Here is a 12,759-nt window from a genome sequence, read left to right on the forward strand (position 1 = left end):
TCGGGAATCCTGCGCTCGGGGTGTTTCGTTCGGGAAAGCGGGGCGCTCCCGGTGGATGATCGCGTGGCTTACTTGACGCGCATGCCCGGCTTCGCGCCTGCGTGCGGCTCGAGGATGTAGATGCCCGGTTCGGCCTTCTCGTCGGCCGCCGAGGCGGCCAGCACCATGCCTTCGGACAGGCCGAACTTCATCTTGCGCGGGGCGAGGTTCGCCACCATGACGGTGAGCTTGCCCACGAGCGCCTCCGGCTGCGGATAGGCCGACTTGATGCCGGAGAACACGTTGCGCGTCTGCGCTTCGCCCACGTCGAGCGTGAGCTGCAGCAGCTTGTCGGAGCCCTCGACCGCCTTGCAGTCGACGATGCGTGCGATGCGCAGGTCGATTTTCGCGAAGTCGTCGATCGTGATGACGCCGTCGTCAGCGGATTTTTCCACTTTGTCCACCGCCTTGGTCGCCTTGCCCTTCGCTGCCGCGGCATTCGCCGTGTCCGCGTTGGGCGTGGCGGCTTGCAGCGAATCGCGATTGGCAGCAAGCAGGGCTTCGACCTGCTTGCCTTCGACGCGCGTCATCAGGTGCTTGTAGGCATTGATGGCGGACCCGGCAGTGAGCGGGCGGCTCACGTCCTGCCAGGTTTGCGGGGCGATGTTCAGAAAGCGCTCCACGGCCTCGGCGGTCGTGGGCAGCACCGGCTTGAGGTAAAGCGTGAGCAGGCGGAAGGCTTCGAGGCAGACCGAGCAGGCTTCGTGCAGCGCACCGGCCTGTGCCGGGTCCTTGGCGAGATCCCACGGCTTGACCGTGTCGACGTAGCCGTTCACGGCGTCGGCCTGCTCCATCACCAGGCGCAGAGCCTTGCCGAATTCGCGCGCCTCGTAATGCGCGGCGATCTGCGGCGCGGCGGCGCGAATCTGGTCGAGCAGGGCTGTCTGCATGGCCCCGGGCGACACGCGCCCCTCGAAACGCTTGATGAGGAAACCCGCGGCGCGGCTCGCGATGTTCACGTATTTGCCGACCAGATCGCTGTTCACGCGCGCGATGAAGTCGTCGAGGTTGAGATCGAGGTCTTCCATCGTGCTGCCCAGCTTGGCGCCGATGTAGTAACGCAGCCATTCCGGGTTGAGGCCCGTGTCGATGAAGCTCTGCGCCGTGATGAACGTACCGCGCGACTTCGACATCTTCTGACCGTCGACCGTCAGGAAACCGTGCGCGAACACGTTGGTCGGCGTGCGATGGCCCGAGAACTCGAGCATCGCCGGCCAGAACAGCGTATGGAAGTACAGGATGTCCTTGCCGATGAAGTGGTACTGCTCGGTCGTGGTGCCGGGTTTGACCCATTCGTCGAAATTCAGCCCGCGCTGCTTGCACAGGTTCTTGAAGCTGGCGTAGTAGCCCACCGGCGCGTCGAGCCACACATAGAAGTACTTGCCGGGGGCGCCGGGAATTTCGAACCCGAAATAGGGGGCATCGCGCGAGATGTCCCAGTCGGCCAGCGTGGACTCGCCGTCCTCGCCGAGCCATTCCTTCATCTTGTTGGCGGCCTCGGGCTGTGCCAGGCCGGCGACCCACCGGCGCAGGAACTGCTCGCAGCGCTTGTCGGAGAGCTTGAAAAAGTAGTGCGTGGACGTCTTGCGCACGGGCGTGGCGCCCGAGACCACCGAATACGGGTTGAGCAGGTCGGTGGGTGCGTAGGTCGAGCCGCAGACCTCGCACGAGTCGCCGTACTGGTCCTTGGCGCCGCACTTCGGACATTCGCCCTTGATGAAGCGATCCGGCAGGAACATTTCCTTGACCGGGTCGTACGCCTGTTCGATATCGCGCGCTTCGATCAGGCCCTGTTCCTTGAGCGTCAGATAGATGCTCTCGGACAATTCGCGATTTTCTTCGGAATCCGTCGAATAGTAGTTGTCGAACGAAATGCCGAAGCTGTCGAAGTCGCGCTTGTGCTCCTTCCAGACGCGCTCGATGAGCTGCCTGGGCGTGAGCCCCTCCTTCTCGGCGCGCAGCATGACCGGCGTGCCGTGCGTGTCGTCGGCGCCCACGTAGTACACCTCGTGACCCTGCATCCGCATGAACCGCACCCAGATGTCGGTCTGGATGTACTCCACCAGGTGACCGATGTGAATCTGGCCATTGGCGTACGGCAGGGCGGATGTGACGAGAATGCGACGGGACATGAGGATTGACTGTGCGTTGAGGGAACCGGGAAAGGTCGATTCTAGCAGGCGGGGCGGGTTACCGCCCAACCCGACGCCGTGCTGCGGGCCCGGGCGGTGGCGATAGACGTGGGCGCCGGCCCGTCGCCAGCCGGTGGCTAGCGGCCAAAAAAAAGCCGGAACGAGGTTCCGGCATAACTAGGCACACGTAACGTCAATAACAAAGAGGAGATGGAAGCGCCCACGGTAGGCACTTCCGAAGGGTCTGAGCCGCACTCTGGGGAATAGTTCAACGGAAGCCCGGACTTTCGATGCTGCGATGCACCATCGGGCATTCCGTGCCTATTGGGCGCCGTGCTGAACCGGCAATTCGCGCCCCCGAAACGAGACATGCCCGGCGAACCGGGCATGTCTTGCGTCGCGAACGGCCCGATTGGGCGGGCGATCAGCCGCGCGGCGCCTGCTGGTTCGGCGCGTGCAGCAGGATTTCCACGCGACGGTTCTGGGCGCGGCCCTGCGCGGTGGCGTCCGAAGCGATCGGCTGGCTCGACGCGACACCGGTGGCGCTCAGGCGATTGGGGGCAACGCCGCGGCTCGTGAGGTACTGGGCCACGTTGGCGGCACGCTGTTGCGACAGCGGAACATTGATGCGATCGCCGCCGGTGCTGTCGGTGTGGCCCACGATGTTGGCGGTGATGCCCGGGTTCTGGTTGAGGGACGTGGCGACGTCGTCGAGCACGCTGCGGAAGTTCTGGTTGATGACCGCGCTGCCCGTGGCAAACGTCACGTCGCTGGGAACCGCGACCTTGAGTGAGCCGTCCGGCTGTTCGGAAATCGTGGTGCCCGTGCCGGCGGTGTGGCCGCCGAGGGTGTTCTTGATGGATTGCCAGTTGTAACCGGCGGCACCGCCCGCGGCCGCGCCGACGGCCGCGCCGATCAGCGTGCCGGTGGTGTTGCCCCCGATGAGGTTGCCGAGCCCCGCCCCGACGGCCGCACCGACGCCGGTGCCGACCGCCGTGTTGGTGCCCTGCGGCGTCTGGCAACCGGCCAGCAGGGCGGCAGAGACCAGGACGAGCGCGGAAGCGCGCAGAGTGTTCTTATTCATTTGAGGCTCCTTCTCGATTAGCTAGCAGTGATGAGACACGCGTGAGCACTTCGTCGAAGCACGTGCGCACCGCAGGGGTTTTGAACCTGAGGGCGCGCGGTCTTTTACAATAGCGCTGAGTGTCGACCGCAGGCAAGGACCGAATGCCGCGGCGGCAGGTTCCCCATGACACGCGCGCCTCGCATCCTAATCGAGAGCGTGCGCCACGGATGTTACAAGTTGTTAGCGCCATGCCGGGCTTCTCCCGGCGTGCCTCGACAGAACGAGAGACCCACATGGAAGTCGCCCAAATCAATGAAGTGCTGCGTGGCATCGTCGACCCCGACACGGGGCTCGACCTGATCGCCGGGAAGTATGTCAAGCAGGTGGCAGCCGAGCATGGCCACGTCGGTATCCAGATCGAGTTCGGTTATCCCGCGAAGAGCCAGTTCGAGGCCATGCGCGCGCGAATTACCGAGGCCGTCGGCAAGTTGCCCGGAGTCGAGCGCGTAGCCGTCGAAATCAGCCAGAAAATCGTAGCCCATGCGGTTCAGCGCGGGGTGAAGCTCCTTCCCAATGTGAAGAACATCGTGGCCGTCGCCTCGGGTAAGGGCGGCGTGGGCAAAAGCACCACGGCCGTGAACCTGGCGCTTGCACTGGCCGCCGAGGGCGCCAATGTCGGCATTCTCGACGCCGACATCTACGGCCCGTCGCTGCCCACGCTGCTCGGCATTCACGGCAAGCCGCAGTCCAGGGACGGCAAGACGCTCGAGCCGATGGTCGGCCACGGGCTGCAGGCGAGCTCGATCGGCTTTCTGATCGAGCCCGACAACCCGATGGTCTGGCGTGGTCCGATGGTCACGCAGGCGCTCGAGCAACTGCTCAACCAGACGAACTGGCACGATCTGGACTATCTGATCGTCGACATGCCGCCGGGCACCGGCGACATCCAGCTCACGCTCGCGCAAAAGGTGCCCGTCACGGGCGCGGTCATCGTGACGACACCGCAGGACCTGGCGCTGCTCGACGCCCGCAAGGGGCTCAAGATGTTCGAGAAGGTCGGCGTGCCGATCCTCGGCCTGATCGAAAACATGAGCCTGCACATCTGCTCGAACTGTGGGCACGAGGAACCGATCTTCGGCGTGGGCGGCGGCGAGCGCATGAGCCACGATTTCGACGTCGACCTGCTGGGCAAGCTGCCGCTGGAGATGAGCATCCGCGTGCACGCCGATGCCGGCATGCCGAGCGTGGTGGGCGACCCGGACGGGCGTGTGGCCGAGCTCTACAGGGCCATCGCACGCAAAGTGGCCGTCAAGATCGCATCGAAGCAGAAGGACATGACGAGCAAGTTCCCGTCGATCGTGGTGCAGAACACCTGAGGCGCCCGAAACGGCCGCCCGCCGGGGCTCGGGCGCCCCGGGCGGCGCGGCGCGGGGGAAAATCTCACCGCACCGCAACAATCGCGTAAAATACGCCCACTTTTTCACGTACCACCCGAATTCAGGCCCACACATGAGCATCAAGTCCGACAAGTGGATCCGGCGCATGGCCGAAGAGCACGGCATGATCGAGCCCTTCGAACCGTCGCAGATCCGGTATTCCCAGGACGGGCAAAAGATCGTCAGCTACGGCACGTCGAGCTACGGTTACGACATTCGTTGCGCGCCTGAATTCAAGATCTTCACGAACATCAACTCGACCATCGTCGACCCGAAGAACTTCGACGAGAAGTCGTTCGTCGACGTCTCGAGCGATGTCTGCATCATCCCGCCGAACTCGTTCGCGCTCGCACGCACCGTCGAATACTTCCGCATTCCGCGCAATGTGCTCACGGTGTGCCTGGGCAAGTCGACGTATGCCCGCTGCGGCATCATCGTGAACGTGACGCCGTTCGAACCCGAATGGGAGGGCTACGTGACGCTGGAATTCTCGAACACCACGCCGCTGCCGGCGAAGATCTACGCCAACGAAGGCGTGGCGCAGGTGCTGTTCTTCGAGTCCGACGAGGTCTGCGAGACGTCGTACAAGGATCGGGGCGGCAAGTATCAGGGACAGCGTGGCGTCACGCTGCCGAAGACCTAGCCTGACAGTTTCTCGCCACCGGTGAGCCTCCCCCGAATCGCAATACCCCAGAGCCACGGCCGTGTCGGACCGTGGCTCGTTCTTTTGTCGAAGGAACGCCAATGAAATTCCGTTTTCCGATCGTCATCATCGACGAGGACTTCCGCTCCGAGAACATTTCCGGATCCGGGATTCGCTCCTTGGCGGAGGCCATCGAAGCCGAGGGCATGGAAGTCAACGGCCTCACGAGCTACGGCGACCTGACCTCGTTCGCGCAGCAGGCAAGCCGCGCCTCGAGCTTCATCCTGTCCATCGACGACGACGAGTTCGGCACATTCTCGAGTGAAGCGGGCGGCGAAGGCGAGGGCGAACTGGCACTGGCCATCATCAACCTGCGCGCCTTCGTGCAGGAAGTGCGCCGCCGCAACCCGGATATTCCGATTTTCCTGTACGGCGAGACGCGCACCTCGCGCCACATTCCGAACGACATTCTGCGCGAGCTTCACGGCTTCATTCACATGTTCGAAGACACGCCGGAGTTCGTGGCGCGTCACATCATCCGTGAAGCCAAGTCGTACCTCGACTCGCTGCCGCCGCCGTTCTTCCGCTCGCTCACGCATTACGCCGCCGACGGTTCGTACTCGTGGCACTGCCCGGGACACTCGGGCGGCGTGGCGTTCCTGAAGAGCCCGGTGGGCCAGATGTTCCACCAGTTCTTCGGCGAGAACATGCTTCGCGCGGACGTCTGCAATGCCGTGGAAGAACTCGGCCAACTGCTCGACCACAACGGCCCGGTGGGCGCGTCGGAACGCAATGCGGCGCGAATCTTCAACGCCGACCATCTGTTCTTCGTCACGAACGGTACGTCGACTTCCAACAAGATCGTGTGGCACGCCACCGTGGCGCCCGGCGACATCGTCGTCGTCGACCGCAACTGCCACAAGTCGATCCTGCACGCGATCACCATGACCGGCGCCGTGCCGGTGTTCCTCACGCCCACGCGGAACCACCTCGGCATCATCGGACCGATTCCGAAGTCGGAGTTCGAACCGGAAGTCATTCGCGCAAAGATCGAGGCGAACCCGTTCGCGCGCGAAGTGCTCGAGCGCGATCCGAACGCCAAGCCGCGCATTTTGACGATCACGCAGAGCACGTATGACGGCGTGATCTACAACGTCGAGATGATCAAGGAATTGCTCGGCAATAACATCGACACGCTGCATTTCGACGAGGCCTGGTTGCCGCACGCGGCATTTCATGAGTTCTATCGCGACATGCATGCGATTGGCGAGGGTCGCCCGCGCTCGTCGGAAGCCACCGTCTACGCCACGCACTCGACGCACAAGCTGCTCGCCGGCATTTCGCAGGCTTCGCAGATCGTGGTGCAGGACTCGGAGGCCCGCACGTTCGATACGTATCGCTTCAACGAGGCGTACCTGATGCATACGTCGACCTCGCCGCAATACGCGATCATCGCGTCGTGCGACGTGGCTGCGGCCATGATGGAGCCGCCGGGCGGTACGGCGCTGGTCGAGGAATCGATCGTCGAGGCGCTCGACTTCCGCCGCGCCATGCGCAAGGTCGCCTCGGAGTACGGCGACTCGTGGTGGTTCTCGGTCTGGGGCCCGGAGAACCTGGGCGACGAGGGGACGATCCAGCGCGAGGACTGGGTGCTGCGCGCGAACGACCGCTGGCACGGTTTTGGCGATCTGGCCGACGGCTTCAACATGCTCGATCCGATCAAGGCGACGATCATCACGCCGGGGCTGGATGTGGACGGCGAGTTTGGCGAGAGCGGCATTCCGGCGGCCATCGTCACCAAGTACCTGGCCGAACACGGGATCATTGTCGAGAAGACCGGCCTGTACTCGTTCTTCATCATGTTCACCATCGGCATTACGAAGGGCCGCTGGAACTCGATGGTGACCGAACTCCAGCAGTTCAAGGACGATTACGATCACAACCGTCCGCTGTGGCGCGTGTTGCCTGAGTTCGTGGCGCAGTTCCCGCGTTACGAGCGTATCGGGCTGCGCGATCTGTGCGATCAGATCCACAGCGTGTACAAGGCGAACGACGTGGCCCGCGTGACGACTGAGATGTACCTCTCGGACATGCAGCCGGCAATGAAGCCGACCGACGCGTTTTCGAAGCTGGCGCATCGCCAGATCGACCGGGTGCCGATCGACGAACTCGAAGGACGCGTGACGAGCGTGCTGCTCACGCCGTACCCGCCGGGCATTCCGCTGCTGATTCCGGGCGAGCGCTTCAACGCCGCAATCATCGAATACCTGCGATTTGCGCGCGACTTCAACGAGCGTTTTCCGGGGTTCCATACCGACATCCACGGCCTGGTTGTGGAAGAGGTGGACGGACGTCCCGAGTACTTCGTGGATTGCGTGCGCCAGTAAGCGACAGGATCGTGGCGAATCGTTGACAGGAGACGCCGCCGTCGAGGCGCAGACGGCCCCGTGCGAAAGCCCGGGGCCGTTTTGCTTTGCGCGCGCCATATACGCCGGTTTTCGTGCGATGGATTGCGTGTATCGCCCATGGGGCGCGCCCCCGATTCTGCGGTAACGATGCAATGTTCGGCAACTCGCTGCGAATGTGCGCGAAATCGTCACAAATCCTCGCGGGATGGGGGCATGTCATCGATTGGTGGATTTGCTCGACTTGCTCATTTTTGGGATATTTCCCATCATTCCGAAACACTCGGATTGCTAAACTCGTCGCATTTTTCGCGCAGGAGAGGTCATGGACGTCACCGGGGAATGGGTGTTCAGCACGTACGGCACGTTGGTGTGTGCCACGCTGGTGCTGCTGCTGGGCCGCAAGCTGGTGGAGTGGATCGGGCCGTTGCGCACGTATAGCATCCCGGAGCCGGTGGCTGCGGGGCTGCTGGTGGCGCTCGGCACGCTCGGTTTGCGCGAGCTCGGGCACTTCGAGCTGAAGTTCGACACGACGCTGCAAGGGCCGCTGATGCTAGCGTTCTTCGCGACCATCGGCCTCTCGGCCAATCTGTCTAGCCTGAAGGCGGGTGGCAAGCGACTGGTACTGTTTCTCGGAATCGTGGCGGGCATGCTCGTGATGCAGAATGCGATCGGCGTGGGGCTTGCCATGGCGATGGGGTTGCCGCCGGGTGTCGGCCTGTTGGGCGGATCGATCACCCTGGCGGGCGGGCATGGCACCGGCGCAGCCTGGGGCGAGACACTGACGTCGCGATACGGCGTGCAGTCCGCGCTGGAGATCGCGATGGCGTGCGCCACGTTCGGCCTCGTGCTGGGTGGGTTGCTCGGCGGCCCGGTGGCGCGCTATCTGGTCGGACGCCTGGGCAACCGGGTGCCAGGCGCGGAGCAGGCGCAGGGCGACGTGCCGGAGGGGTTCGAGCAGCCCCACACTGTGCGGCTGATCACGGCGCAGGCGCTCATCGAGACCGTCGCCATGATTGCCATCTGCCTGCTGGGCGGCGAGGTGATCGCCCGCTGGCTGTCGGGCACGGCGCTCGAGTTGCCTACGTTCGTGTGCGTCCTGTTTACCGGCGTGGTCGTTCGCAATTTGCTGGCACTGGTCGGCTACGAGGTATTCGAGCGCTCGCTGTCGGTGTTGGGCAACGTGAGCCTGTCGCTGTTCCTGGCGATGGCCCTCATGGCATTGCGGCTTTGGGATCTCTCGACGCTGGCACTGCCGATGATCGTGATTCTGGTCGTGCAGGCGATCGCGATGGCGAGTTATGCGATTTTCGTCACGTTCCGTGTGATGGGGCGCAATTATGACGCAGCGGTGCTTGCCGCCGGCCACTGCGGCTTCGGGCTCGGTGCGACGCCCACCGCGATCGCCAACATGCAGGCCGTCACGGAGCGCTTCGGACCGTCGCATCTCGCGTTTCTGATCGTGCCGATGGTCGGCGCGTTCTTCATCGACATTCTGAATGCGCTCATCATCAAGGGATTCCTGTCACTGCCGATCTTCTGAGCGACGTCGCCGGGCGCCGGCATACGCGTCGCCCCGAAGGCCTGTCTGCTGCGTATCGGGGCGGGGGCGTGCCGGCATCCGTGTCATGCGTCAGCCAAAAAAATGCCACCTGTCCGTGAACTGACCCCAAAAAGTTAGACGGTCAAATTAGCTCAGCGGACGTCTACGGGCTGGGTTCTGTATTGCACAGAACTCAGCCCGTTTCGTTTGAGGCTGATGCGTTCCTGATTGTAGTAGCGAATGTAGCTGCATCAGGCGCTGGACCGTTTTGTGATTGACATGTTGCCCGCTTGATCGAAGCTCAGCTGTAATGCGTCTGTAGCCATAGCGTCCCTTGTGGCGGGTATAGATCGCCGAAATCTTTGCATTAATCTCAGCAAATCGGTCACCGGCATCAAGCACCTTGCATTGATAGCAGAACGTTGCCCGAGCCAATTGGGCGGCCCTAAGCAAAAGCGCCAGCGAGTATTGAGAGCGTAACTCGCGCACTATTTGTGCTTTTTCTTTTGCCCCGTCTGGTGCTGGCCCTGCTCCTTTTGCTTGAGCAGGGCATCGAGCTTTTTTAGATATGCGTTCTCCGCACGCAAATATTCGAGCTCTTCGAGCAATTCCTCGCGGGTGCGAGTGTCATTCTCTTTGGGCGCAGGTGCTGAGGGACTGATCGGGGGCATAACAGATGGCCGTCGGCCTTTAGGGCGCGGCTCCAGAGCGTGGATTCCGCCCTCATGACACTGGCGTTGCCAGCGAGAAACACTGGTGGGCTCTCGCAGATCGAAGCGCGCGCACGTCTGCTTGATCGACAATCGCTCGCTCCACATGCACTTCAACACCGAAAGCTTGAACTCAGCACTATAAACACTGTGCTTCTTGCGAATCCCCGCGACCCCATGCTTATCGTAAGCGGCAGCCCACCGACTCACTAGCCCGTGGTCAATGCCATGCCGCTTTGCCACAGCCTTGAGCCCTGCATCGCCTCGCAGATACTGCCGAACCACCCGCAGCTTGAATGCCTCGTCGTACTTCGTCATGAAAAACACCCCAAAGGTTGGATTTATGTCCAACGTTTGGGGTGCAGTTCACCGGGTGGCATTCCTGCTGACGCCGGCGAGTTGACGTCGCGAGCTTACTTCGCGAGCTTACTTCGCGAGCTTCGCGCGGGCAGCCGCAATGGCGCGCGCCACTTGCGCGGGCGCCGTGCCGCCGATGTGATTGCGGCTGGCAACGGAGCCTTCGAGCGTCAGGAAGTCGAAAACGTCGTCGCCGACCAGCGGCGAGAACTTCTGGAGTTCCGCGAGCGACAGGTCTGCCAGATCGATGTCGCGGTCCGAGCAGATCTTCACGGCATGCGCCACGATTTCATGGGCGTCGCGGAACGGCAGCCCTTTCTTCACGAGGTAGTCGGCCAGGTCGGTGGCCGTCGAGAAGCCCTGCAACGCGGCGTTGCGCATGTTGGCTTCGCGCACCTTGATGCCCGGCACCATGTCCGCGAAGATGCGCAGCGTGTCGATCACGGTGTCGACCGTATCGAACAGCGGTTCCTTGTCTTCCTGATTGTCCTTGTTGTAGGCGAGCGGCTGGCCTTTCATCAGGGTGAGCAGGCCGATCAGGTGACCGTTGACACGTCCGGTCTTGCCGCGCGCGAGTTCCGGCACGTCCGGGTTTTTCTTCTGGGGCATGATCGAGCTGCCCGTGCAGAAACGGTCCGCCAGATCGATGAAGCCCACGCGCGGGCTCATCCACAGCACCAGTTCTTCGGAGAAGCGCGAGACGTGGGTCATCACGAGCGCGGCCGCGGCGGTGAATTCGATGGCGAAGTCGCGATCCGACACCGCGTCGAGCGAGTTCGTGCAAACCTCCTCGAAGCCGAGCGTGGCGGCGACCCGTTCGCGATCGATTGGGTAGCTCGTGCCGGCCAGTGCCGCGGCGCCCAGCGGCAGGCGGTTCACACGGCGGCGCACGTCGAGCATGCGTTCGGCGTCGCGGCTGAACATCTCGAAGTAGGCCATCAGGTGGTGGCCGAACGTCACGGGCTGGGCCACCTGCAGGTGAGTGAAGCCCGGAAGGATGGTGGCGCTGTGCTGTTCGGCGAGATCGAGCAGGGCGCGGCGCAGGTCGCCGAGATGTTCGCCGATACGGTCGATTTCGCTGCGTAGCCACAGGCGGATGTCGGTCGCGACCTGGTCGTTGCGCGAACGTCCGGTGTGCAGACGCTTGCCGGCGTCGCCGATGAGCGCGGTCAGTCGCGCCTCGATGTTCAGGTGAACGTCTTCGAGATCCAGTTGCCACTCGAACTCGCCGCGCTCGATCTCTCCGCGAATCTGCGCCATGCCGCGCTGAATGTCCGCCAGATCCTGGGCACTGATGATGCCTTGCGCGGCCAGCATGTCGGCATGGGCGAGCGACCCGTCAATGTCGAACAGCGCCATGCGCTTGTCGAAGAACACCGACGCGGTATAGCGCTTGACGAGTTCGGAAACGGGTTCGGAAAAGCGGGCCGACCAGGCTTCGCCTTTCTTGTGGAGTTGGGAGGTCATTGTCGTAGCGTGGCTGATCGAGGCCCACCTGGGCGGATTGAAGCGAACTGAAGCGAACCGCGGCGATGCACGGAAAGCCGCAATTATACAACCCCGGCGGGCGCGCCACGACATGCCCGGCGCCGGGCCCTCTGTCGGGTATGGCTAAGCGGACACTACACGGACGACAGTGTCCAGACGCGCGGCGGCGCCGACAGGCACAGTCCGGAGGTGGCTTCGTCGAACGCCGCGCGTTGCAGCGCTTCGAGCCCGGCCGCCTTTGCGATTCGCTCGCGCGCCTGATGGATGCGCGCCATGCGCGTCGCATCGTCGGGGAGCGCGCACAGTCGGCCGAGATCGTGCATCAGCGAAGTGCCCAGCCGGTCAAGCGCGGGGCGCAGTCGCGTGTTCAGGTCGACCGGCTCGCCCGGCGCGCGTCCCTCGCGCGTCCAGCGCGCGAGCAGGGCCGTCTGTAACAGCTTGCCGGCTTCGATCTGCAAGCGGAAAAAGGTGCGCGCCTGTGCGGGCGTCAGCCCGAATTGCGTGGCCCGTTCGCCCACGTTATCGAGCAGCGCCTGCTCGCGCGGCGCGTCCTGCACCTGCTTGCCGGAGGCGAATTTCGTGCGAGCGACTGCCTCGCCGATCGCCAGGCGCTCGAGAATGCCGTTCATGAGCGGATCGAGTACCGGATCGATGATCTGACGCTGGCTGGCGGGGCCTTCCGACGACGACGTGGCGAGCGCTTGCGAAACCAGCCGCACGGCGAAACCGCGCACGCCGTGCGGCGCGGCATGGGCGAAGGGTGCTGCGGGCGTCGGCGTCGTCGCGGAGGACGCCGGCGGCGCCGCCAATGCCGAAGCAGCACGCGGGTCGCCCGCGTCGAGGCGCGTCGTCGTCGCGGCCCTGTCGGCCTTGTCTGTCGTGTTGGCCGCCGCAGTGACGGCACGGGTCCCGTTCATGGCCGAGGCCGTCGTGCCGAGCA

10 protein-coding genes and 1 pseudogene are annotated in these 12,759 nt (G+C 63.6%); 4 read left to right on the top strand and 7 right to left on the bottom strand.

Going from position 1 to position 12,759, the window contains the following annotated elements:
- Positions 1-68: 68 nt before the first annotated feature.
- On the bottom strand, positions 69-2,171 hold the full coding sequence (metG, locus tag PMO31116_RS20955; RefSeq protein WP_150568385.1) for a methionine--tRNA ligase: 2,103 nt from the start codon (positions 2,169-2,171) through the stop codon (positions 69-71).
- 424 nt (positions 2,172-2,595) lie between these two features.
- Positions 2,596-3,255, bottom strand: coding sequence for a YiaD family glycine zipper/OmpA-like lipoprotein (locus PMO31116_RS20960; RefSeq protein WP_023597108.1), 660 nt, complete (start codon positions 3,253-3,255; stop codon positions 2,596-2,598).
- 230 nt (positions 3,256-3,485) lie between these two features.
- Between PMO31116_RS20960 and apbC the strand changes: the two genes are divergently transcribed.
- The 4 genes from apbC to gltS all read left to right on the top strand — a co-directional run bounded on the left by apbC (position 3,486) and on the right by gltS (position 9,264).
- Entirely contained in the window at positions 3,486-4,613 is a 1,128-nt protein-coding gene (gene apbC, locus PMO31116_RS20965; protein ID WP_150568386.1) for an iron-sulfur cluster carrier protein ApbC, read from the top strand.
- A gap of 133 nt (positions 4,614-4,746) precedes the next feature.
- Positions 4,747-5,316, top strand: coding sequence for a dCTP deaminase (dcd, locus tag PMO31116_RS20970; protein ID WP_023597106.1), 570 nt, complete (start codon positions 4,747-4,749; stop codon positions 5,314-5,316).
- Positions 5,317-5,417: 101 nt separating this feature from the next.
- The gene (locus tag PMO31116_RS20975; protein ID WP_150568387.1) at positions 5,418-7,703 is read left to right on the top strand and encodes an arginine/lysine/ornithine decarboxylase; all 2,286 of its coding nucleotides are present in this window, start codon (positions 5,418-5,420) and stop codon (positions 7,701-7,703) included.
- Positions 7,704-8,046: 343 nt separating this feature from the next.
- The gene (gene gltS / locus PMO31116_RS20980) at positions 8,047-9,264 is read left to right on the top strand and encodes a sodium/glutamate symporter (protein ID WP_150568388.1); all 1,218 of its coding nucleotides are present in this window, start codon (positions 8,047-8,049) and stop codon (positions 9,262-9,264) included.
- Between the two features lie 152 nt (positions 9,265-9,416).
- Here gltS and PMO31116_RS24475 read toward each other — a convergent pair whose 3' ends face one another.
- The 5 genes and pseudogenes from PMO31116_RS24475 to aroQ form a co-directional block, all read right to left on the bottom strand.
- Positions 9,417-9,506 carry an IS3 family transposase gene (locus PMO31116_RS24475; RefSeq protein WP_150568415.1) on the bottom strand — a complete coding sequence of 30 codons (90 nt, stop codon included), beginning with the start codon at positions 9,504-9,506 and terminating at the stop codon, positions 9,417-9,419.
- A 1-nt stretch (position 9,507) separates the two neighbouring features.
- Positions 9,508-9,753, bottom strand: a pseudogene (locus tag PMO31116_RS24480) (IS3 family transposase); the annotation flags it as partial.
- On the bottom strand, positions 9,753-10,292 hold the full coding sequence (locus PMO31116_RS20990) for a helix-turn-helix domain-containing protein (protein WP_150568389.1): 540 nt from the start codon (positions 10,290-10,292) through the stop codon (positions 9,753-9,755). The pseudogene PMO31116_RS24480 and the gene PMO31116_RS20990, both read right to left, overlap by 1 nt.
- A 108-nt stretch (positions 10,293-10,400) precedes the next feature.
- A complete protein-coding gene (argH, locus tag PMO31116_RS20995; protein ID WP_150568390.1) occupies positions 10,401-11,798 on the bottom strand; it encodes an argininosuccinate lyase in 1,398 nt (465 codons plus the stop codon).
- A gap of 155 nt (positions 11,799-11,953) precedes the next feature.
- Positions 11,954-12,736, bottom strand: coding sequence for a gamma subclass chorismate mutase AroQ (aroQ, locus tag PMO31116_RS21000; RefSeq protein ID WP_174971628.1), 783 nt, complete (start codon positions 12,734-12,736; stop codon positions 11,954-11,956).
- Positions 12,737-12,759: the final 23 nt, after the last annotated feature.

Source organism: Pandoraea morbifera, assembly GCF_902459575.1.
Taxonomy (GTDB): Bacteria; Pseudomonadota; Gammaproteobacteria; order Burkholderiales; family Burkholderiaceae; genus Pandoraea; species Pandoraea morbifera.

Bases quoted from the DNA above. Each gene is read 5' to 3' on its own strand.
- metG (WP_150568385.1), bottom strand. From the start codon at position 2,171: ATGTCCCGTCGCATTCTCGTCACATCCGCCCTGCCGTACGCCAATGGC.
- PMO31116_RS20960 (WP_023597108.1), bottom strand. From the start codon at position 3,255: ATGAATAAGAACACTCTGCGCGCTTCCGCGCTCGTCCTGGTCTCTGCC.
- apbC (WP_150568386.1), top strand. From the start codon at position 3,486: ATGCCGGGCTTCTCCCGGCGTGCCTCGACAGAACGAGAGACCCACATG.
- dcd (WP_023597106.1), top strand. From the start codon at position 4,747: ATGAGCATCAAGTCCGACAAGTGGATCCGGCGCATGGCCGAAGAGCAC.
- PMO31116_RS20975 (WP_150568387.1), top strand. From the start codon at position 5,418: ATGAAATTCCGTTTTCCGATCGTCATCATCGACGAGGACTTCCGCTCC.
- gltS (WP_150568388.1), top strand. From the start codon at position 8,047: ATGGACGTCACCGGGGAATGGGTGTTCAGCACGTACGGCACGTTGGTG.
- PMO31116_RS20990 (WP_150568389.1), bottom strand. From the start codon at position 10,292: ATGACGAAGTACGACGAGGCATTCAAGCTGCGGGTGGTTCGGCAGTAT.
- argH (WP_150568390.1), bottom strand. From the start codon at position 11,798: ATGACCTCCCAACTCCACAAGAAAGGCGAAGCCTGGTCGGCCCGCTTT.
- aroQ (WP_174971628.1), bottom strand. From the start codon at position 12,736: ATGAACGGGACCCGTGCCGTCACTGCGGCGGCCAACACGACAGACAAG.